Below are 23,303 nucleotides of genomic sequence, written 5' to 3'. Positions count from 1 at the left end.
CACAGTCTTCAATAGCCAAAATTTTTATACATTAGAATGTTTAGGTAAATTAAAAAGAGTTTGAGAAGAATAAAAAAAAGTATACAATTACATCAAAATTACATTGCAATTATTAATAAAAGTAATTGTTTGAATTTTTAAACTAATAAGTATTCTTACAATGAAAAAAGGATTTTTATAATGAAAAAGGTATTTTTATCAAATGCTTTTTTGGGGTTAATCTGTTTTAGCAACCATTTAGTTTATGCAAGTTCTGAAACTTTTCAACCTATGTCAGAAAGTGAAATGTCAGCGACAACTGGTCAGGCTTTAATGAGTATGTCTTTTATTGCACCTAATGATTCAGATAACTTGGAAAGACAACGTACTGGCGGTAGCCAGAATATCGGTTTTTATCGCTTAGGTTTGGAAGCAGAACTAGAGTTGAATGCTAATATTAAAAAATTACAGCTAGGTTGTGGGGGATTGAACGGGGCAGGTGGATGTGACATTGATATTGATAATTTAAGTTTAAGTGGTATTTCTGATACTAATTCTGGCAGAGCAAGTTCGAGTGCAAAATTAACCAACCCTTTCATTGAGTTTGCAATTAAAAATCCTGGTCAGTCATCAACAAGAGAAATGGTAGGATTGAGACTGAGTGCCGAGAAAATACTAGGTCTGATGACTTTGGGAACAGAAAATTCATCTGTTGCGAATGGGTTAAATAGTTTCTCTGGATACATGAAAGTACAGTCAGGTATTGGTACTACTGTTGCAGAACAAAGTAAAATTAAAGGATATGCCGATACTGCTGCACAGTTTATGAATCTAGCTACATATCCAATTAAAGGCAATTTAGTTGCAATTGGATTAGCAAATGCAAGTTTTATCACAACTGGAGGGGGATTCAGTATTCCAGAAATGAATAACCTTCCTTTTGAAACTTCCCAAATTGTTGTTGTAGGAAATCGTAAGACATCAGTTGGTTTATCTGCATCTGTTGATATTCCAACTATCAATTTAGGGACAGGAAATGATTATCCAGCAATAGGTAGAACAACCTTTGACGCAAATGGAACCACAACAGCAGTATACACAGCTGGTAATCCCGTAGACGCTAAGATAACAGGATGTCAAAACACGGTTTTTTTAATTCCTGCTTGTTTAGCAGCACCAACAGGGCGTCAATTTACTAATATCAAAATGAGTGGTTCAGTAAGTGGTGCGAAAGCGACTGTAAATTTTCAAGAAGCTCTTGGCTTTATTCATAGCTTACAGGTGAATTCGGCTGCATCTTTAAGCTTACAAAATCAGAGTTTATTGTGGCCAGGTTCTGAATCCTTAAATATTGCACAGCCAGGTTGGTGGTTAGCACTTGCAGATCCTATCAGTATAGGTCGAGTAGAACCAACCCAAAAATTAAGTATTGAGCCATTGCTTGGTCAATTTGCTACGAAAGCTGGAGATTATTTACAGCAATATCCTGCTAGAACGAATGATCTTGGTGGAATTATTAGTGGAAATGGACTTGATGCAAATATTGGAAATGTAAATTTATCAAATGTTGCTCCCCTACAAATGAATCTATCTAACCTTCAGCTCAATGGGCAAAATTTTGCCCCAAATTGTTATGGTAGTCTTAAATTTTGTTAATCTTAATTTACTGGAATTTGTACAGAATTTAAAAGAGAACATTACGGATACTGACAATCTGAGCATCAGTAATAAATCATATCTGGTTAAGAGTGATTCAGGCAGTGCAATAATGATAAATTTTTAATAAAACATGATTATTTTTTTAATTTAATAAATGAAAATATTGAGTGCAACAAAAATGCAACATATTGATTTAATTGAATGTTAATCGCACCTTTCGGTGCGTTTTTTATTGAGAGAATTTATTGCTGATTTAAAACAGCGGAAATAAATTTATTTTTTTCAATCCGATAATCGATCATATCTAAATTTTCACAACGCTTTTTTAGATTATTGTACGTTCGCACCAGTTCAGGCGATTGCCTGAGTTTATCTCTAAACGTAATAAATGACTCAAATTCAGAACCTTTAACAACCAATTGAAAGGCGACATCATCACCATTGAGCGATTCCAACATACACAGTTGATCCGTTCTCAGTGTTGCTAATTTTTCTTGAAAGTTTAAGTGGTAAAGCTTTTGAATTGCATCATTAAATTCAGATTGATCCACTGCAATATAAATGTCTAAATCTCCTTTAGAGATTGCATTTGGAATCGCAGAGGCGCCAATGTGCTTAATCTCTGCATTGGTTAAAAGTGCTTTGATTTGAGTTTGATAATACGCAAACCGTGCATTGCATTGTGGTTGATATTCTTCGGCTAAATAAAATCTCATAAAAAGACCCATTCAAATACAATCTGATATCTTTGATTTTTAAATTTTACTTATTTAAAACATCATAAAACCAATGTTTAAGACCAATGAGAGTAGCTTTGCTTCGTAGACTTTTAAGTGCATTCTATTCATCGTGTAGAAACTAAACTGGCTCAATACATAATTTAAATTCGATTGAGTAGGCCAGTACAATTAAACACACGTTTATATTCTTTAATCACAAAACTTGAATGTAGTGCAACCACATGCTCAATTTTACCAATCCGTTTGAGTAAAATTTCACTGTAATTCTCCATATCTTTTGCGATAACTTCGACAAGGAAATCAGCGGTTTGCCCAGTGACTAAAAAGGCGTTAATCACTTCAGGGATGTTTTCGAGTTCTTCTAAAAATTTAGCAAAGGTATCGGTGTCATGTTTGCTTAGGGAAATTTGTAAAATGACATGTAATTTAAAGCCTAATTTTTCAAAATTAATATCACGCTTTAGATTGGTCATGATATCGGTTTCGATCAAGTGTTTGATACGACGATGGACAGAACTTACCGACAGGTTAATACGTTCTGACAATTCATTTAGATTGATGTCTTCATGGGTTAAAATTTCTAAAATTTGTTTATCGTAACGATCCAGTTCCATATTTTTATCCAGCTTGAAAAAATTTTCTGTATTAATGTAGATTGATTTTTATAGTTTTTCAATATTTGAATCATTTTTGAGAATAAATATCATAAAACGCTAGGTTATGGAAAATAAAGCAGTTTAAATCTGATTGCATACTGTGTTGAACCATATCATGATGATTTTGCAAATGACCTGTTGAAAACATTGAGCGAATCGATAAAACCTAACCCAGAGGATTAAAGATTATTTTTAGTTATTGCTCCTCTATAAAATTTTTACTTTATACTGATTAAAATTGAAAAGTTTATCCACCCATGCTTGAACACGATCTAGAACTTACCGAATCTGAAATGCATCTCTATTCCCGTCAAATTCTGCTGGATGGTTGGGATATTGAGGCACAGGAAAAATTAAAACTCGCCAATGTACTGATTGTTGGTTGCGGTGGAATAGGGTGTACCACTGCCGAATTGTTGGCGCGTGCAGGTGTTGGAAAAATTAGTCTGATTGATGCTGATACGGTTGAAATCAGTAATTTACAAAGACAAATTGCCTATGTTGCGCAAGATGTCGGGTTTTATAAATCCGAGATCTTGGCCAAGAGATTACAAACAATTAATCCTTTTATCCAAGTGGAAAGCTATACCAGTAAATTGGATGAAAATAATGCGCAAGCATTGATTGCTCAGCAAGATTTAGTCTTAGATGGTTGCGATAACTTTACCACCCGTTATCTAGTGAACCACATCTGTACCCAGCTGCATATCCCACTGATTAGCGCGTCTGCGATTGGTTTCCAAGGTCAGCTCTTTATGGTTGACGGTGATTCAGCTTGTTATGAATGTTTATTTCCCAAAGCGCAACAGCATAATGAAAGTCTGCGTTGTGCTGACTCTGGTGTATTGGCCACTACACCCAATGTCATGGCAAGTTTACAGGCACATCATGCACTTCTATATTTAGGTTTGGCGAAAACCCCACTGAAACAAAAACTGATGCTTTGGGATGGGTTAACAATGAAACAACGAATTTTAGCCTTTGAAAAAGATAGAGATTGTACAAACTGTCAGGCAAGCCATACTGCAAATGCTGATTAATTTGCTACACTTATACAAATTCAATTTAATGTTGACATTATGAAAAATAATATCTTTTTAGATGGTCTGCGTTCAGTTGCCCGAGTTGGGGAAACTGCCGTTATCGCAGCCAAAGCTGGCATTAAATACGCCACTGAAAAACCAAGTAATGCCAAACTGATGCGTGAAACTTTTGAATCATTAGGCTCAACTTATATTAAATTGGGTCAATTTATTGCCAGTACACCATCTTTATTTCCTCGTGAATATGTTGAAGAGTTTCAAGGCTGTTTAGATCAAACGCCTTATTTACCTTTTAGCTATGTTCAGGAGGTGTTGAAACAAGAATTTGCTGGACGTAATTTAAGTGAAATCTTTGCATCTATTGATGAAAAGCCTCTTGCTTCAGCGTCTATTGCTCAGGTTCATGCGGCCAAATTGGTGACCGGTGAAGATGTTGTAATTAAAGTGCAAAAACCCGGTGTAGAAACTATTCTTTATACCGATTTAAATGTATTGCACTGGGCAACAAAGGTGTTAGAAAAAGCGATTCCAAAAGTAAAATTCGCTTCATTGGCAGATATTGTTGATGAAATTAAAACACGTATGGTACGTGAAGTTGATTTTATTGAAGAAGCACAAAATTTAGATGATTTTGTGAATTATCTTAATGTGTCGCAAAACACCGCAGCAACCGCACCAAAGGTCTATCATCAATTTTCAACACGTCGGGTACTTACCATGCAACGCTTGTATGGTGTGCCATTGACTGATTTTGATGTGGTGAGAAAGGTCGCGAAAGATCCATCTCAAGTGCTGATTACCGCCATGAATACTTGGTTTGGTAGTTTGATGTTATGCCAGTCTTTCCATGCTGATTTGCATGCAGGTAATCTAATGTTGCTTGAAGATGGCCGTATTGGTTTTATTGATTTTGGTATCGTTGGGCAGTTAAAACCTGAAGTTTGGCAAGCATGTATGGCATTTATGGATGCTTTGCAAAAGACTGATTACAAGTTGATGGCTGAAAATATGTTGGGTATGGGCATGACCAGCACTCAAGTCGATACACAGGTTTTAGCTGAAGATTTAGAGCGTTTATTTAGTGGAGTACTGCTTGCAGATCCACAAAAAATTATGACGTCTAATCCATCGGATTTAAATGACATCATGATGGACATGGTGGGTGTAGGCGAGCGTCATGGTATTCGTTTCCCACGTGACTTTGCCTTATTATTTAAGCAAATGCTCTATTTTGATCGTTTTATGCGTGTCCTTGCACCATATACCGATATTTATGCTGACCAACGTTTACAGATGGTGCAAAATATTGATCCTGTGTCGCTGTTAAAACATTGATATAGATGTTTTCCCTTTGTGAAAAGCTGGTTGAGTTTGATTGTAAAATCTTACTTGGCCCTTTTTAAAAGGGCATTTTATTATTTACATTGAGAATTTATAAACGTCATGGATGCAATTATCATTGAAGGGTTGAAAGTTGAGACGGTGATTGGCTGCTTCAATTGGGAACGGCAAATTATCCAACCTTTAATGTTGGATCTCCACATTCAAACCAGTTTAGAACAAGCGTCTAACTCAGATGAATTGGTCGATACGTTGAACTATGCAGAAATTTGTGAAATTTCTGCCAAAGTGATTCAGGATGCTGCGCCAAAATTGATCGAACATGCGGCCAAATTGGTGTTGAATACGCTTTTCTCTACCTTTCCGCCTATTGAATCGATTATGATTACGATCCGTAAGCCTGCCATTATCCCGCAAGCCAATTCTGTAGGAATTCGTCTTGAACGACACCGAAATGATATTCGCCCTAGCTCTAGCGAGTAATCGCGATCCACAACAAAATTTTCAAAAAGCATTTGCTCAGATTGCCCATTTGGGAATGGTGTCATTTTCTCCAATCTATTTGATTCCATGCCGTGATGGAATTGGTGCAGATTATTGGAATGCTGCATGTTTGGTTCAAAGTCAGCTGTCTGTAGATGAAATGCTGTCTCTATTAAAAAAGATGGAAGCAGACTCAGGTCGTGTACGCCCATCACATCAAATTTCCTTGGATATTGATCTCATTGCATGGGGATCGCATTTAAATGCAATGCAATTTAATCCAAAGAAACTACCATTGGCGTTGGATGTTAAAGTGCCGATGTCTGATCTTTGGGAAGATGCATTATTCACACATTCTACAGATCAATTTCCAGTTATCATTTTATAGTCTTTAAAATAACTCGGTTAAAAACAATGTATTTTAAGCCCTTGGCATTATTCAGTTGTGTGCTTTTATTCAGTGCATGTCGCCATTTACCTGAACAATCCGTTACACCAGCACAAGCTGTAAGTGAAGTGCAAACCTTACAACAGCGAGATAACAATCTTAAGCAAAAAGTGAATGCTTATACACAAGATCAAGCTTTATTTGATGTGGCATTTGATGATCTCAATCAAGATGGGCAAGATGAAGCCATTGTGCTTTTAAAAGGACAAGATTGGTGTGGGTCTGGTGGTTGTACAATGCTGATCTTTCAAGGCAAACCCAATCAACAGTTTGGCTTTTTAAGTAAAACAACCTTGGTGGATACGTCAGTTTACGCCACAACATATCTGCATAATGGTTGGAAGCAATTGCTGGTTTATAGCCGAAAGCATGGGCAAGTGATGTTGAAATTTGATGGAACTCGATATCCGCTCAATCCATCTTTATTGCCTGTCGCAACTGCAAAGTTGGCACCGAATACAGCTAAATTACTTTTGGGCATTGCTGAGTAATTGTTATTTCTAATCTACATCTCTACATCAAAATGTGGGTTAAGCAGACCTTATTAAAATGCTAAAAAAACAAGCCCAGCAAGTGGGCTTGTAAATCAATTAAATCATACTGTTAGATAAATTAGATAAAATAACTGGTCTTGGTCATCAGTTTAGAAATAGCAGTCATGGTGATCTTTACTGGAATAGGCAGTTCTACACCACCAGCAGTTAATGCTGTATCACGATGATGCAGTTCATCTTCATTCATCTGCACCAATATTTTACGTGAGCGTTCGTCTTGAGCAGGAAGCTGACTGATATGGTGTTGTAAATGTAAACTGACTTGGCGTTCAGTTTCAGCCACAAAACCTAAACTGTATTTATCGCCTGCAATACCTGCAAGCGCACCCATACCAAAAGAAAGACCGTACCATACAGGATTCAGCAAACTGGTATGACTGTCGAGCTCTTTTAAACGATCTTCACACCAAGCCAAATGATCTTGTTCTTCAATTGCTGCAAATTCCATTTCACGACGTACATTTGGAAGTTTGGCCGTTAATGCTTGCCCATGATAAAGCGCTTGAGCACAGACTTCACCACTATGGTTGACGCGCATTAAGCCTGCAACATGGCGTGCTTCACTGACAGCCAGTTTGGTTTCGGCTGCATTGGACGGATTGCTTCTTTGTGCCGAAGTTGCACCAGGTACTAAACTTCTTAAAGCTTGGTCAAATGAATTGATCAATTTATCGATGCCAGTATATTGACGCATATTAGTCCTCCAAAGAAACCTGAGTTGTCGCTATTAATGGTTTTAAACGAATTAATAACCAAGTACTAAAAATAGCACTCAGCACAGCTGTGATACAGAATAAGATTTTAATATCTATTTTCAAAATACTTAAGATGAGAATAGAAAAAATTGCCGATGAAACCATGAATATTGCATTAAAAATGTTGTTTGCCGCAACCACACGTGCACGGTGTGATTTAGGGGCATAGGCTTGCATCATGGCATAAAGGGGAACGATGTAAAAACCTCCACTTATACCCAATAAGGTCACCGCAAGCATGACATGATAATAAATTGCCCCTGAGTTAAACATATCAGGAATTGCAATCAGATCACCTGTTCGTTCTGGAACAAAGGCCAAACTGCCTGCTAAATAGAGTGCAAATACCGTTAAACCAATCGCACCAAGTGGTACCATTTTGATATTCACCTCAGCACCACCAATTTTACGGCACAGTAACGAACCTACGCCAATGCCGACAGAAAAAAAGGTAAGCAATAAACTAACGACATTTTCATTGGCATGCAGGTTTTGCTGGGTTAACTGGGGGATTTGGGTGAGGTATGTTGCACCATAAAACCAATACCAAGAATTGCCTAAAAGTACGATAAAAATTAACGGTAAACTTTTAGCATAACGAATGGTTTGGAAACTGGTACGGAAGAAATTCCAATCGATATCTAAGTCTTCATTTGAAGTAGATTGTTTAAGGACAAAACGACTGGATAAATAACCCACCACTGCAATAGAGACGATGGTTAAGCAAATCCAGATCATATTGCCTTGTGATAGCGAAATGACTGCGCCGCCTAAAATCATCCCAATTAGAATCGCAATCGATGTACCTGACTGAAACAGGGCGTTACCAGACATCAGTTCATTGGGTTTTAAAATTTCAGGTAAAATCGCATATTTGATTGGCCCAAAAAAAGTGCTGTGCGTACCCATTAAAAATAAGGCGAAGAGTAAAATCCAAAGATTGCCCAATAAAAAACCCGCCGAGGCGATCAGCATGATGATGATTTCTAAAATTTTAATATTTCGGACTAAAAATGAGCGTTCGTATTTATCTGCAATTTGACCCGCAGTCGCAGAGAAGATGAAATAGGGTAGAATAAACAATAACGCAGCGAGATTGTTGAGTGTGCTGATATTGGCAGACTGATGATGAATCCAACCATAGGTAATGACGAGTAATAATGATTGTTTATAAACATTATCATTCAGGGCGCCAAAAAACTGGGTAAGGAACATCGGTAAAAAACGTCGGGTCCCTAAAATATGCTCATTTTTTTCCATTGTAGACGACTTCATTTAGTTATATATAAGAAATGTGTTGAAATGGTAACTATCTCTCAAAATCATGTATCATGTTTTTAACTTAAATCATGTGTAAAACCAATTGGTTTGGGTATTTGAAAGATTTTTAATAATTGATCTTTCTACAAATAAATTTAGGTCATTCGAGCTTGGTATGCCAGCAAAAATTAATTTTAAAAAATCTGTGCTTTCACATAGTGTACATTTACACTTTGACCGTTATCATATCAATAAACTGATATGTTCAAGTGTTTTTTTAAGTGTTTTTGCGATCCCTGTCAGTTATGCCGATCAAATACAAAGCAATCAGAACTTGCCATCAAGCTCTGAAACCATCGGTACAAGTTCTGAAAAAATCAGCAATACTCAAGAACAATTAGAATCAGCAGCCATTCAACAAGGTGTACCCAACGAAAAGATCGACCAGTTAGATCAGAAAATTCAACAAGCTCAACAAACTGATCAAGTCGATAGCGTTAAAATGCTTGAACAACAAGAAAAAAATATGGGGGTGCAAGATGATTTTAAGCCGATCCAATTTGAAGATCTTGAAGAGTTACCTGCTGTTGCTGTGGATCAGTCTTTAGCAAATGAAATTTATAAAGTTGCAGAAGATGCAAAAACGGATGCGCAGAATTTTCGTAATGGGGTGACCAAAGCACCTCAAGTTGAAGTGACTAATGCGACCCAGCAAGAATTGAATGAAATTACGCAAGCGCCAGTCAATGTTGATCAGCTTATACAAACGATTCGTGCGGACAATAAAATTTCTGTAGAGGAAAATCAATCGGGTAAAACCTTGGTTGATAATACACAGAGTAATAGCGATGAAGAAAAGGCTAAACCTGGTTTCTTTAAAAGTTTAGTCAATAAAATCCGTGGGCCGCAAGACAACGGCGTACCAATTCCAAAAATCAGTGTTTCCGTGACGGGGGCACCTACGGTTCTTGCAACTAACTTAAAAGCAAAATTAGGAACCTTTACCCAAGAAGCATATTCTGACTTTAATGGCTCGGTGCCTCAGTTAAGAACACTGGCGGTACAAGCTGCCCAAGCAGTAGGTTATTACAATGCAGAATTCAAGTTTACTAAAATCGATGATACCCATTTAGGGGTTAAAGTCACCCCACATGACCCAGTCAAAGTGACTGAACAGAATATTGAGTTTACAGGGGCTGGCGCTAAACTGGCACAGTTCCAAGTTATTGGCGTACTTCCTGATTTAGAAGAAGGTGATATTCTCAATCATGGTGCTTATGAATCTACCAAAAGCCGAATAGTAGATGCAGCATCGAATAACGGGTTTTTTGATGGTTATTGGCGTTTACATGATGTCAAAGTTGAACAACCGCAAAACAAAGCCAAAATTGATTTAAAGTACGAAACGGGCGATCGTTATAAATTGCAAGATGTTGAATTTAGAATGAGTGATCCTTCTAAGCCACTTCCGATCGATTTAAAAATCTTAAAAACCTTAGCGCCGTGGGAAGATGGTGCGGATTACACCGCATGGCGTGTCAATGGTTTGGCCAATAACTTAACCAACTCACGTTATTTTAACTATACCTTGGTTGATGCGATTAAACCGGATGCAATTGTAAAACCACTTGAGCTTCCCGCGGATCTGCAAGCTTTAGTAGATCAGCAGAAAATCACTGAAACGACATTGTCTGCGCAAACCAATGCCGATAAAGCGCATTTGTCAGATAAAGAAGTAACCCAAAATGTGGTCAATGAAAATCAGTTTGCGGGAACGCAAGGTGAAGAAGTCAATCCGAACTTAAAGAAGCTTCAAGCACAACAGAGAGAAAAAGAATCCGATGATGATCTATTAAAAGATCAGGCACGTGAGAATAAAAAGATTCCTGTGATTGTGACTTTAAATGCGGATCGCTTAAACAGTTTAGAAACAGGTATTGGTTATGGGACTGATACAGGGGTACGTTTACGTAGCCAATATAGACGAGCGATTGTCAACCATTTAGGGCATTCTTTTGATGCCAATATGGAGTTGTCACAAATTCGTCAAGCCATTGATGCTCGCTATAACATTCCTTATAAACATCCATTAAATGATTACTTCAGTTTGGTTGCGGGTTATGAACGAGAAACCCGTGATGGTATTGGTAATGACATGGATTTGGTCATTGAATCTGCGGTAGCTGGGGTAGACCGTATTATTAAAGGTTCCAGAAAAGAGTGGCAGCATATTCTTGGCGTGCGTTACCGTTTAGACCGTGTTACTCAAAATGGTCCTGTAGATATTGCCAATATTCCTGATGCTTTTTTAATTCCTGGTTCAAATCAAGAACAGCAGTCATTGTTGTTGGGTTATGAAGCAACCAAAACAACCAGTGATAATCGGATCAATCCAACACGCGGATATAAGCAAAGTTATAAAATTCAGCTTGGCAGTCAGTCTTTACTTTCAGATACGGATATGGCGATTACCAGTGCAGATTGGAAAGGTTTATATTCTTTTGGTCAAAATGATAATCATCAGATAGTTGGTGGTTTGAATGTCGGCTATATTTTTGCCAAAGATTTTGAACAAGTTCCTTATAATTTAAGATATTTCGCTGGTGGTGACCAGAGTTTACGAGGCTTCGATTATAAGAGCCTATCCCCAACGGAATATGGCTATAAAGTCGGTGGTCAGGGTTTGGCTGTCGGTTCATTGGAATACAATTACCAATTTAAAGAGGGTTGGCGTGGCGCAATATTCAGTGACTTTGGTAATGCTTACGATAAATCATTTAGTAACGATACCCAATATAGCTTAGGCTTAGGAATCCGTTGGAAGTCACCAATTGGTCCGATTCGAATTGATGTTGCATCAGGTGTTTCAGATCCTGCTCGCCCAATTCGACTGCACTTCTTTATTGGTTCACAACTTTAATTAACTAAAAATATAAGAGAATTACTGGAAATATTATGGCTGATGAAGAACATCAAGATGTTCAAAATGAACAGCAAAATGATCAACTAAAGCAAGAGCAGACACCGAAGAAGCGCAATATATTGCGTAATATTCTGATGTCATTGCTTTTGGTCATTATTTTATTGATTGCTGCATTGGCTGTAATGTTTAGTACCGATAAAGGCAGTAAGTTTTTATTGGATCGGGTTGCTTCAAGCCAGAAAATTATTGATTACCAATATGAAAGCGGTAACTTACTTCAAGGGATCATACTTAAAAATGTTTTGGTCACTCTCGCTGCGGTTGATGTCAAAATTGATCGTGCGGATGTTTCCTTGGGTTGGCGCGCAATATTAGATAAAGAAATTCATTTGAGCCATGCTGATGTTAACAATTTAAGAATTATCAGCAAAACACCGCCAAGCGATGAACCCTTTAAGTTTAGCGAAATCAAGTTACCCTTTGTTTTACGTTTGGATGAAGCAAATGTAGATCATATGCAGTTTCAAACCGCATCTACAAAAATTGATTTTAACGATATTCATTTAGAAAATGCATTGTGGTCGGGTACAGAGCTGAAGTTTGAAAACTCTAAAATGGACATGGGCTATTTATCTGTAAAAGACGCGACAGGTAATATGAACTTTAAGCAAGGCGATTATCCACTGAATGCCAAAGCAATTTTGCGGATCCCGAGTTTAAAAAGTTTGAATGTTGAAGATATTTACGTACATGCGCGTGGCTCACTCGACACGATTAAAGCGGGTGTTGCAACGAAAACGCCCGATCTTTTAACGGGCTGGGCGGTGATCCATCCGATGCGTCATGATGTTCCAATGAATGGTGCTTTGGTTTTTAAAGATTATCATTGGCCGTTGTTGCAGGAACAAGAATTACTGTCTAAAAATGGCTTGGCGAAATTTCAAGGCGATGTTAAAGGCCTAAACTTAGACATCAACACAGACATTAGTGGTAAAAATATCCCACAAGGTCAATATACTGCTTTAGCACATACCGATTTAACCAATCAGTTGAATATTAATAATTTAAATGGTCAATTGATGGGTGGTGCTTTAAATCTTGCAGGTTTGGTCAGTTGGCAAGATCATGTGCATTGGGATGTGCAAGGCCGTTTAGATCGAATCAATCCAAAAGATAAAATTATCCCACAAGTGATTCAAGACTTTTTACCTGTTTCCCTTGATGCCAAAATTGGTTCAGTGGGCGAATTAAAACAAGGTATGCATTTAACCGCCAATGTTGATTTTGATAAATATGAAGCTTGGAAGGTTAAATTAGATCAAGCTGAGCAAAAGGGTAAAAAGCCTGAACCGATGTTATTGGGGGTTAACTGGAAAAATATCGACCGAGCCGTGCCTTATGTGGGTTGGTTAAGCAGTGAACAAGGTCAGGTTGAAGTTGCACTGGTTGACGATCAGCAAAATATTCATGTGGCAACCGTTGTACGTCAACATGAAAAAGGCAGTTTACCTGAGGGCAAATACACAGCTCAGTTAGACCTAAAAGGCAATGATCTACACGTACCAGCATTTGAATATGTGGCAACGAAAGGCAGTTTATCTGGAAACGCAGTTGTTGAATTACCTACTGAAAAACGCCAGTTAAAATGGAATGCCTTACTCAATGCAAAAGATTTTAATCCACAAAGTATTGTCGCAACTGCACCAGTAGATTTAATCAATGGGCAAATAAAAGCCAATGGTTATGCGAAACCAAATCAACAATTGATTAATTTTGATGCGATTAATTTAACTGGGCGACTTGCAAATCAAGCCAACCCTGAAACAATCCAATTGACAGGTAAAAGTACAGCTGTAGTTATTTTCAATGATGCCAATGCTGGTGGAGCGTTTAAAGGCTTTGCTGTGAATTATGACGGAGCATTAAATGCGTCACAGCTAAAACAAGGCAGTGGCTTGTTAAAGATCAGAGTTGCAGGTACACCAGAGCTAATTAAAATATCTGAGCTACAGCATAATGGTGTTGCTGGAAAAATCTTAGCCAATGGCTTGGTGCATATCAGCAATGGCATCGGTTGGGATATCAACGCATCTTTGGTGCGTTTTAAACCACAATATTTTGTTTCTTCTGTCCGTGGTGAAGTTTCTGGGAATGTGAAGACTCAGGGGAATTGGTCAGATCGTCTGAAGAGAATTAATATTCAACAATTGAATATTGCAGGCATGATCAATAACAAACCCTTAAGAGGACGAGGTAACCTTGCAGTTGTTTTAAATTCTGATTTAAAAGGCTTGATGCCACAGCAATTTGAAGCCAACAACTTATTTTTGTCTTATGCCAATAACCAAGTTCAGGCGACAGGAAATGCACAGAATCTACGATTAAAAGTCAATGCACCTGCATTATATGAGCTTTACCCGGGATTACGTGGCACAGCATATGGTTATTTGAATCTACAAGCACAGCCACGTCTGAGTGCAACTGCAAACCTCACAGTCGATAATTTTAGTTTTAATGATAGCCTAAGCATTAAAAAATTAAGCTTAAAAGGTGAATTACCAACTTCTGAAACTGTAGCGTCGAAAATGGTGGCGCAAATGGATACTTTGCGCAGTGGAAACCGTGAGATTCAGCATGCAGGGATTACACTTTCTGGAACACGTAAAGCACATTTATTACAGCTTCAGGCATGGAACTATTATTCTAAGTTCTATGTGCAGCTTGCAGGTGGATTTAATGCGCAAAATGATTGGTTGGGTCAGATTCAAAAAGGTGAGTTTGACTCAGTAAGAGCGCACTTATTACAACAACAAAATGCGCCGGTTATTTTTAACGCGTCAAAATCGGAGTTATATGTTGGACAGCATTGTTGGTCAAGTCAGCAAAGCCAATTGTGTTTTGATCAACCGATCCGCGCAAGTCAGCAAAATGGTAATGTTTCCTTTGTTACTAAAAACCTAGATCTGAATGATTTTGCTGCGTTTATGCCAGAAGGTTTGGCACTGACGGGGAAATTAAATGGTTATGCAAAAGCATCATGGGCGAAAGGTGCACAGCCTAAATTAGATGCCAAGCTGGTTACTCGTAATGGGCAAATTGGTATTGCGGCAGAAGATCCGAATGATCCTTCAACTTCAATGAACTATGACGAAGCCAGTGTAATTGCGAAAAGCATAAAAGATGGTTTGTTATTGCGTGTTGATTTAAAAGCGCCGAATGTTGGAACAGGCTATGCCAGTGTCATTGTCAATCCATATGTCGAGTCTAAGCCGATGCGTGGTGAGGTGGCATTTAATGAAGTTCAGCTGAAAATCTTAAAACCATTTATTGCTGATGTACGTAAGCTTGATGGGACTTTATCACTTGCAGGAAAAATTAACGGTACGCTGACACAACCATTGTTTGATGGTGAAATGCGCTTGAAAAATGGTGAAATTAGTATGATTTCACTGCCTGTGAATTTGAATAATGTTCAGATTTACACTTCAATTCGTCAAGACGTTGCAACAATTAATGGTGCATTTAACAGTGGTCGTGGTGTCGGTAAAATTAATGGCAGTATCGATTGGAAAAATGATCCACATATACAATTACGTCTCAATGGCGATAAATTGCTGATTCGTCAAGCACCGTTGATCACTGCAGTTGTCGATACTGATATTGAATTGGATGCTTTACCTTTAAGTAAGAAACTGACCGTTAAAGGTAAAGTTGATGTACCTAGTGCATTAATTTCAATGCCTGAATCCAGTGCAACCGTAGTCAATGTGTCACCTGATGTCCGTATTGTAAAAGAAGGTCAAAATCAGCTAGCAGTGCTTAAAGCAGCACAGCCGTGGTCTATACGTGCAGATGTTTCAGTAAACTTGGGCGATAAAGTTATTTTCCAAGGCTTTAACAGTCGTATTCCATTGGTGGGCCGTCTTTACCTTTCTCAACGTGGTTTGGAAACTGCAATGCGTGCCAATGGTGCGATTGGTGTCAGTCAAAAAGTAACCGTTGAAGCTTATGGTCAGCGCTTAGACTTAAATCGTGCCATTGCTCGTTTTAATGGCCCATTGTCTAATCCTACATTGGATGTCGATACCAATAAGAGTATTTCTGGAAGTACCGTAGGTCTACGTATTACAGGCACAGCTTCTAGTCCAAATATTCAAGTTTATAATGATGCTGGTTTGTCAGATCAGGAAGCGATGAATGCTTTAATTACAGGACGTATTAATGAAGGTTCTAGTGGCTTAAGTAATGCTGAAGGATTTAAATCGGATGTAAACAATACGATTGCAGCAGCAGGGATCAGTTTGGGGCTAGGGGGAACGCGCGCATTTACCAATCAAATTGGACGTACATTTGGTTTAAGTGGTTTGTCTTTTGATGCACAAGGGACTGGGGATGATACGCAGGTCAGTTTGACGGGTTATATTACCCCTGACTTGTATATTCGCTATGGTGTGGGGGTATTTACACCAGTGAATAAACTGACTTTACGTTATCAAATGAATAAACGTTTATATCTGGAAGCCAGCCAGTCTTTAGAAAAAGCCATTGACGTGTTCTATCATTGGAGATTCTAGCCAAAACATTTTAAATGCAATCGGTATTGAAATGTAGTTGATCAATATTGAAAAACTCGGATTACGATCCGAGTTTTTTATGCTTAAATCAAATGAGATGAATCATTGAGCTAAACAAAGCGCATCGTAAAATGCTTGGAATGTGAGCAGCGCAAAGATCTTGTACATAGCTATTAAAAGCCAATAGGCGAGTATATTAAAGATCTTTATATTGCACTTGTCTTGCTGATTTATACTGATTGTTTAAGACTGATCATGGGTTGAATATTTAATTTTTTATAAGTAGAAAAGCCCAATGAAATATTGGGCTTTCAAAACTGATTTGAGGAAGGCGTTACACCCTAAAGCGCTTCAATAGCGTTATTCAGTTAATAACACATCTCCATATTGTTCACGTAAATCACGCTTTAACATTTTACCGGTACCTGTTAAAGGAATGGATTCAACAAAAATAACTTTGTCCGGGATTTGCCATTTTGCAATCTTATCTGCATAGTAATCCAATAGTTCTTGCTCAGTAATGTGACTACCTTGCTGTTTAATCGCAATCACCACTGGGCGTTCATCCCATTTTGGGTGGTTTGCTGCAATCACAGCAGCCATCGCAATTTCAGGATGATTCATGGCAATGTTTTCAAGTTCAACAGAAGAAATCCACTCACCACCTGATTTAATTAAATCTTTGGCACGATCACTTAACAGCAGATAGCCGTCCTCATTAATCGTGGCGATATCACCGGTATCAAACCAACCATCAGCACTTAACGCTTTTTCAGATTTGCCATAATAAGATTCAATAATCCAATGGCCTTTGACTTGCAGATTCCCCGTGCTATGTCCATCACGGGCAACTTCATGTGTACCATTTTCTTCATCGGTAATACGTAAATCTACGCCAAAAGGTGGGCGACCTTGAGACAAGCGAACTTTAAATTGTTCTTCTTCACTTAAATTTAGGTGTTTGGCTTTAAGTTGGTTGCCTGTGCCCAATGGGCTCATTTCAGTCATACCCCATGCATGAATAGTTTCGCAATGATAGATGTCTCTAAATGCTTTCATCATCGCAGGTGGGCAAGCTGAACCGCCAACGACATTGCGTTTAAGGCTTTCAAGAGCGCTACCAGATTGTTTTGCTGCGGCAAGCAAGCCTTGCCAAATCGTTGGTACACCGAGCGCAATACTGACTTTATATTCATCAATCATTTGTACTAAGCTGGCACCATCTAAACCCGGCCCTGGGAGTATCAATGTACAACCGACCATTGCTGCGGCATAAGGTGTACCCCAAGCATTGACATGGAACATGGGAACCACAGGTAACATAATATCTTTTGCAGATAAATTTAGTGAGTCGGGTAGTGCGATCGCATAGGTGTGTAAAATGGTTGAGCGATGACTATACAAAGCGCCTTTTGGATTGCCCGTTGTTCCTGAGGTATAGCAAAGCGAGCTTGCGGTATTTTCCTCAAAATTTGGCCACTCGTACTGTACAGAATGTTCTGCAATCAGTACATCATAGAATTTAACATCTGGGAGGGCATCGGCAATATCTTGGTCAAAAGCACCCAGATAGACGAAATGTTCTACATGAGGGGTAAGGGCTTTCACTGCTTTGATTAGCGGTAAAAAGGTTTTATCAAATAACACCACTTTGTCTTGAGCATCATTGATAATAAAGATCAATTGTTCAGGAAAAAGTCTAGGGTTGATGGTGTGACAGACCAAGCCACTTCCGGAAATTGCATACCAAGATTCAAGATGACGATGATTATTCCATGCAATCGTTGCAACTCGGTCACCTAAGCCTAAACCCAGTCCGGCAAGTGCATTGGCAAAGCGTTTCGCGTTTTCACTTACATGTGTCCAATCTGTCTTTGTAATCGTGCCATCGGTATTTTTTGAAATAATCGCAGTATCACCATGATAACGCGTAGCATGCTCAATGAGGCTACTAATTAATAATGGTTGCTGCATCATACGTCCTTGCATATAAAATTCCTTTATAATCTTGTTGATAGGCTTAAATTGTATTTTTCTCAGAAGCTTTCTAAGTGAAAAAAATTGTTAAATAGAAAAAGCTATCATTTCATCCTATATAAAAGTCAGATTAAATCAAGCTTAAAAACAATATATTTTTGCAACATTTTTATTATTTTAACCAATAAAAAACAATAGCTTAGTTGGATTATCGCGATTTGAAAATTTAATCAAGAAATGTGGGGTATCAGACTAAAGAACTAGGGAAAAGTATTACTCAGATATATGTATATGTGCTAAACATATTCTATGTCTTGTTAAGGCATTGATGTTTTAGGATGAAACTATATTGACGTGAGATATTAAAAGGAGTTTTAGAATGTTTCAAAAAATCAGAAAATTATTGTGTATCCACAGTTTTGAATATGAAATTGGACATAATATTGTGGTTAAAGAGTGCCGTAAGTGTGGTGCTCATCATTAATTTTCTAGAAGCGATCTCAAAATATCACTATATTATGATCATTGGATAAAATATGGTGATATTTAGAAAGCGTTATATCTCTAAATGAAAATAATAAAAATCTAGTTTTGCAAGCTGATTCATTCAATCTTATGCTGATAGATGTCATTGTTTGATTGCTTAAGGCTGTCTTGGTTTTTTCAGTATAGTTAAATTTACGTTAGAATAACCCTATTCTTGTTTTATTGTCTTTGAATCATAATGTCTAAAAATTTTTTAGCTGAAAATTATATTGTCGATGAACATCTTGCTGATACTTTAAATTGGTTATGCCAACATCAAGATTGTTATGATGCTTTTCAATTTGATGTGTTGACTCAAGAACTCAAAGTTCATCATGCCAATGGTACAGATATCATTCGTCAGGGGATGTATCTTACGGCAAAGTACGGAATTTTAATCACATCTTTATAGTGAATTGGTGCTCAATGATTGTCGCTAAAATCAGCATGTAACATATTCTTGCGTTTAAATTTAATTTATCGTGTTTTTTTGCTTTGATTAGTGCGACAAAAAAGTCAAAACACAGCTAAAATATAGCTTGAATAGTGTGTATTGAATCCATAATGAATATGAATGTATCAGAACATCAGCGTAGCATTTTGGCTACGATGGGAATAGAGCTTTGGATCCCCAAGGTTGATGTTCAAACACGTCATTATGAAAATGCGCTATACCGTGATATTGCTCAAGTTGAACAGGATATTGCTGTTGTGCCTGAGTTGAACACGCATTCAACTCAATCAGATGCAAAACTAGAAAATCAAAAAGTACAGCCGCCACCAATTGAAAAAGCTCATCAGCCTGAAGTTTCTTTATTAAAACGTAATCCTGAAACACAGCAAACTGAAGAAGTTTCGGTGCCTGAACAAATTCAGCAACAGACAAACTTTATTGTCGAGCCTGCATTACAAATTGCGCCATTTGAAATCCAAGCCTATTGCATTGAAAGCTGTGTCATTTTTGTCGATTGTACTCAAATCAGCGCTGACCAATTCACGCTATGGGGCAATATACAGCAGGCGCTTGTAGGGCAATTTTATGATTTAAAATGGCCTTTTCCAATGTTGCAGCTTCAAGATGGAAGAGGGGCTGCGATGTATATCCAAGGGTTTGTTGATGCTTTAAGGCAAGAGCGTAAAGTCATCAGTCTTGGTCAATTGCCTTATTTAAACAATACTGAAATGTTTGAATTGGCAAGTTTACAAGAGATGATTGAGCAACCTTTATTAAAACGCCGTCTATGGCAATTTATGCAAAATAAACTGAATTAGTTTTCAAGATCTGTACTGAGAGGTTTTCTGGGATATGAATAAAAAAGTGGTTGTATTTAGTCAAATCGACTCAGAAGTTCAAGCAAAATTAGCAGAAAAATATCAGTTGGTTGTATTGAATCCTAAGCAAGGCGATATCAATGCACAAATTCGTCAAGCGGTTGTTGATGCAGATGCAATGATTGGTGCGGGTCGTTTGCTTAATGAAAGTAATATAGCCACTGCAGAAAAATTAAAAATTATCTCCTCTGTCAGTGTGGGCTATGATAATTACGATGTTGATTATTTAAATCAAAAGAAAATCTGGTTGTCGAATACACCACACGTATTAACCGAAACGACAGCGGATTTAGCCTTTACTTTGTTGATGAGTGCTGCACGTAAAGTACCGAGTTTAGATCACTGGACCAAACAAGGTGAGTGGCAACGTACAGTCAATGCGACACAATTTGGTCAAGAAATTTTTGGTAAAACTTTAGGAATAATTGGTTTAGGTCATATCGGTGCGGCAATTGCACGACGTGGATTTTATGGCTTTAATATGAATATTGTGTATCATAATCGCCGGGAAAAAATCGAAGTTGCACAACAGTTTAATGCACAATATAAAAGTCTTGAAGCACTGTTAAAACAAGCTGATTTTGTTGTGGTTGCGGTAGATTTAAATAGCCAATCTAAAGCCTTAATCGGTGCTCAAGAATTTGCTTTGATGCAAAAGCATGCTGTTTTTGTCAATATTGCACGTGGTTCGGTGGTGGATGAACAGGCATTAACAGAGGCTTTACAGAACCGCCAAATTTTTGCTGCGGGTCTAGACGTATACCAAAAAGAACCGTTGCAACAATCGCCATTGTTTGAGTTGGATAATGTCGTGACTTTACCGCATATCGGTTCAGCAACCACCGAGACGCGCAAGAAAATGGCGGAACTGGCTTTGCAAAATTTAGTCGATGCTTTGGAACAACACACACCAAGATATTTAGTCAATGAAAACTTCTAGTTGATGTTGAATGTTTGCTGACAATGCAAATTACATATGAAGTGTTTACAGCCCCCTAACACTTCATTGCGAATTTGTACTAAATTCAATGTTATATTTAGAATATTAAAATAATTGGGACGATCAATTGAACAAGACCTTCCTCAGCCTTTGTCTCTGCTTAAGCACTTCAATTAGCTCAGCTGATGATTTTCTGCAAACTCAGAATAGTACTCAATTTGAAGTACCTGAGATTGGCAGTGGGGTGGGGTTTATTGATCAACAAAAAGAAAAAACCATTGGTGAAAAAGTTTATCGCCAAGTGCAACAGCAAATGCCAGTTCTGCAAGATCCTTGGCTGGAAGATCAGTTTATGCTGGTTTTTTCAAAAATTCTCAGTCAGACCCAGCTTTCACAGCCAGTAGGCTTGGTGGTAATTAAAGATGCTCAGATCAATGCATTTGCAGTACCTGGGGGCATGTTTGCCCTAAATAGTGGGATGATTACAGCTTCAAGTAACATGGATGAAGTTGCCAGTGTAATGGGACATGAAATTGCCCATGTCACACAACGTCATTACAGCCGTTCACAAGAAGCATTTAAAGGTCAAGGTTTATTGGCGCTTGCTGGAATCATTGTTGGTGCTGCATTGGCGTCCAAAGCGGATGGTGATATAGGTGGGGCGGTGATGATGGGAACACAAGCGGCACTGATGGATAAGCAGCTCAGTTATAGCCGAAATCAAGAACGTGAAGCAGATCGGATCGGCATGCAGTTTATGTATGGGGCTGGATATGACCCAGAAAGTATGGCTGATTTCTTTGAAACCATGCATCGTTCTACCAGCCGTTTAAGCTTTTTACCTGATTTTTGGTTAACCCATCCCTTAACAACTGAGCGTATGAGTGAAGCCAGATTAAGGGCAAATCAATTTCCAAAAGTTCCTTTTCGCGCCCAGCAATCTGATTTTGATATTATTAAATGGTATACCGCAGTGATTTCGGGACAAGCCACTGACCGTCAATTGTTGGCTTTGGCACAATCGAATAATTTAGCGGGTTTATTGGCTTTAAGTGAATTTTATTTGCTGCAAGGTGATTATGACAATGCGCAGACGCAGCTGAATTTAGCCAAGAAGGTCAACGCTGAGCATACTTTGGTCACTTTGATTCAAACTGATATTTATTTAGGGCGAAATAAATTAGATGATGCCTATCAAACCATCATCAGTAAGCAAATCATAACCCCAGAAAATCGTGTATTAAGTTATAAATTAGCCGAAGTTTATATTCGACAGCAGAAGCCCAAAGAAGCTGAGCAATTGGTTAATCGTTTTGTAAATAAAAATAATAAAGATATTATTGGCTGGCAACTGTTACAACAAGCGGCAAATTTAGATAAAAAGAATCCAATGCGTACAGTCAATGTGCTGAGAAATCGGGCGGAAGTTCAATATTGGTCTGGTGATGAAGAAAATGCAATTAAATCACTTTTACATGCCAAGCGCTTGGCTAAAGAGAATAATGCGATGAGTGCCCGTATCGATACACGCTTAAAAGTGATGCAAGATGAGCGGAAGTTAAAAATTTAAAAATAACATTTAAAGAACTTAAAACTTGAGTTAAAAACTAAAAATAATGGGTGATTTAAAATGTGCCATTAAAGAAAATTTACTTTCTATTCTTGCTTGAACAGGTTAAGCTAAAATCACTTAAAGTTATAATAAAGTATTTGATTCACATGAAGAAAATTTTAATCGCATGCAGCATTTTTTTCTATGCTCACTCAACATTTGCAGCAGTACCAGAAAGCTATGTTCGAGAAGTTGAGCGTATTTCGACGCAATACAGTGCAGATATGAAATTTTTTTTGCGTAGTCTAGATCCTAAATTGAGTCAGTTTAATCCGCAACAAGAGTCACAATTCTGTGGCATTGTTAAAAAATATGTCGATGATATGTATAAAACGACAGATGAAAATCGTCGATACCTCCCACCATCAGCGCAATCTATGACCAAACAAAATGTGATTGATAAAGTGATGTTGTCACCTGAAATGCAGCTGCTTAAAAAATATAATATTCAGTGTGATTTGAAATAGGTTTATCTTTAACATCTTACATCTGAGCCACATCA

18 protein-coding genes are annotated in these 23,303 nt (G+C 37.9%); 13 read left to right on the top strand and 5 right to left on the bottom strand.

Annotated elements, in window-relative coordinates; all coding sequences use genetic code 11:
• Positions 1 to 180: 180 nt before the first annotated feature.
• On the top strand, positions 181 to 1,635 hold the full coding sequence (locus tag PYV58_RS12615; RefSeq protein WP_034612843.1) for a hypothetical protein: 1,455 nt from the start codon (positions 181 to 183) through the stop codon (positions 1,633 to 1,635).
• Between the two features lie 245 nt (positions 1,636 to 1,880).
• Here the strand turns inward: PYV58_RS12615 and PYV58_RS12610 are convergent, their stop codons facing one another.
• A complete protein-coding gene (locus PYV58_RS12610) occupies positions 1,881 to 2,354 on the bottom strand; it encodes a GrpB family protein (protein WP_034612840.1) in 474 nt (157 codons plus the stop codon).
• Between the two features lie 164 nt (positions 2,355 to 2,518).
• Positions 2,519 to 2,992, bottom strand: a complete 474-nt coding sequence (locus tag PYV58_RS12605) for an Lrp/AsnC family transcriptional regulator (RefSeq protein WP_004721004.1) — start codon at positions 2,990 to 2,992, stop codon at positions 2,519 to 2,521.
• A 299-nt stretch (positions 2,993 to 3,291) separates the two neighbouring features.
• Between PYV58_RS12605 and PYV58_RS12600 the strand changes: the two genes are divergently transcribed.
• The 5 genes from PYV58_RS12600 (at position 3,292) to PYV58_RS12580 (ending at position 6,840) form a co-directional block, all read left to right on the top strand.
• Entirely contained in the window at positions 3,292 to 4,074 is a 783-nt protein-coding gene (locus PYV58_RS12600) for a HesA/MoeB/ThiF family protein (RefSeq protein WP_034612837.1), read from the top strand.
• Positions 4,075 to 4,113: 39 nt separating this feature from the next.
• A complete protein-coding gene (locus tag PYV58_RS12595; RefSeq protein WP_034612833.1) occupies positions 4,114 to 5,412 on the top strand; it encodes an AarF/UbiB family protein in 1,299 nt (432 codons plus the stop codon).
• 108 nt (positions 5,413 to 5,520) lie between these two features.
• On the top strand, positions 5,521 to 5,901 hold the full coding sequence (gene folB / locus PYV58_RS12590) for a dihydroneopterin aldolase (RefSeq protein WP_004720998.1): 381 nt from the start codon (positions 5,521 to 5,523) through the stop codon (positions 5,899 to 5,901).
• Positions 5,858 to 6,289: a 2-amino-4-hydroxy-6-hydroxymethyldihydropteridine diphosphokinase gene (locus PYV58_RS12585; protein WP_034612827.1), complete on the top strand. Its 432-nt coding sequence runs from the start codon at positions 5,858 to 5,860 to the stop codon at positions 6,287 to 6,289. Before folB ends, PYV58_RS12585 begins: the two co-directional genes overlap by 44 nt.
• 26 nt (positions 6,290 to 6,315) lie before the next feature.
• Entirely contained in the window at positions 6,316 to 6,840 is a 525-nt protein-coding gene (locus PYV58_RS12580) for a hypothetical protein (protein ID WP_034612823.1), read from the top strand.
• Between the two features lie 121 nt (positions 6,841 to 6,961).
• On the opposite strand, the gene coq7 is transcribed toward PYV58_RS12580, so the two are convergent.
• The gene (gene coq7, locus PYV58_RS12575) at positions 6,962 to 7,597 is read right to left on the bottom strand and encodes a 2-polyprenyl-3-methyl-6-methoxy-1,4-benzoquinone monooxygenase (protein WP_034612818.1); all 636 of its coding nucleotides are present in this window, start codon (positions 7,595 to 7,597) and stop codon (positions 6,962 to 6,964) included.
• Position 7,598: 1 nt separating this feature from the next.
• Positions 7,599 to 8,918, bottom strand: a complete 1,320-nt coding sequence (locus PYV58_RS12570; protein WP_034612815.1) for an MFS transporter — start codon at positions 8,916 to 8,918, stop codon at positions 7,599 to 7,601.
• A gap of 175 nt (positions 8,919 to 9,093) precedes the next feature.
• Here PYV58_RS12570 and PYV58_RS12565 point away from each other — a divergent pair, with 175 nt between their 5' ends.
• Positions 9,094 to 11,838 (top strand): BamA/TamA family outer membrane protein, encoded by a 2,745-nt coding sequence (locus PYV58_RS12565; protein WP_034612811.1) that lies wholly within the window; start codon positions 9,094 to 9,096, stop codon positions 11,836 to 11,838.
• Positions 11,839 to 11,873: 35 nt separating this feature from the next.
• A complete protein-coding gene (locus tag PYV58_RS12560) occupies positions 11,874 to 16,415 on the top strand; it encodes a translocation/assembly module TamB domain-containing protein (RefSeq protein WP_034612809.1) in 4,542 nt (1,513 codons plus the stop codon).
• Positions 16,416 to 16,775: 360 nt separating this feature from the next.
• Here the strand turns inward: PYV58_RS12560 and PYV58_RS12555 are convergent, their stop codons facing one another.
• A complete protein-coding gene (locus PYV58_RS12555) occupies positions 16,776 to 18,404 on the bottom strand; it encodes a long-chain-fatty-acid--CoA ligase (RefSeq protein ID WP_034612804.1) in 1,629 nt (542 codons plus the stop codon).
• A 712-nt stretch (positions 18,405 to 19,116) separates the two neighbouring features.
• On the opposite strand from PYV58_RS12555, the gene PYV58_RS12550 reads away from it, so the two are divergent.
• The 5 genes from PYV58_RS12550 to PYV58_RS12530 all read left to right on the top strand — a co-directional run bounded on the left by PYV58_RS12550 (position 19,117) and on the right by PYV58_RS12530 (position 23,268).
• Positions 19,117 to 19,329, top strand: a complete 213-nt coding sequence (locus tag PYV58_RS12550) for a hypothetical protein (RefSeq protein ID WP_004821110.1) — start codon at positions 19,117 to 19,119, stop codon at positions 19,327 to 19,329.
• Between the two features lie 152 nt (positions 19,330 to 19,481).
• Complete coding sequence (locus tag PYV58_RS12545; protein WP_034612799.1) at positions 19,482 to 20,189, top strand: hypothetical protein; 708 nt, start codon at positions 19,482 to 19,484, stop codon at positions 20,187 to 20,189.
• Between the two features lie 34 nt (positions 20,190 to 20,223).
• Entirely contained in the window at positions 20,224 to 21,189 is a 966-nt protein-coding gene (locus PYV58_RS12540; RefSeq protein ID WP_034612796.1) for a D-glycerate dehydrogenase, read from the top strand.
• Between the two features lie 172 nt (positions 21,190 to 21,361).
• The gene (locus PYV58_RS12535; protein WP_227504221.1) at positions 21,362 to 22,759 is read left to right on the top strand and encodes a M48 family metalloprotease; all 1,398 of its coding nucleotides are present in this window, start codon (positions 21,362 to 21,364) and stop codon (positions 22,757 to 22,759) included.
• 149 nt (positions 22,760 to 22,908) lie between these two features.
• Positions 22,909 to 23,268, top strand: coding sequence for a hypothetical protein (locus tag PYV58_RS12530; RefSeq protein WP_034612790.1), 360 nt, complete (start codon positions 22,909 to 22,911; stop codon positions 23,266 to 23,268).
• The last annotated feature ends 35 nt before the right edge of the window (positions 23,269 to 23,303 follow it).

It is taken from the genome of Acinetobacter sp. TAC-1, from assembly GCF_029025845.1.
GTDB lineage: Bacteria > Pseudomonadota > Gammaproteobacteria > Pseudomonadales > Moraxellaceae > Acinetobacter > Acinetobacter guillouiae.
Note: the sequence above shows the minus strand (reverse complement) of the source record. Positions and strands in the feature narration are given on the sequence as shown.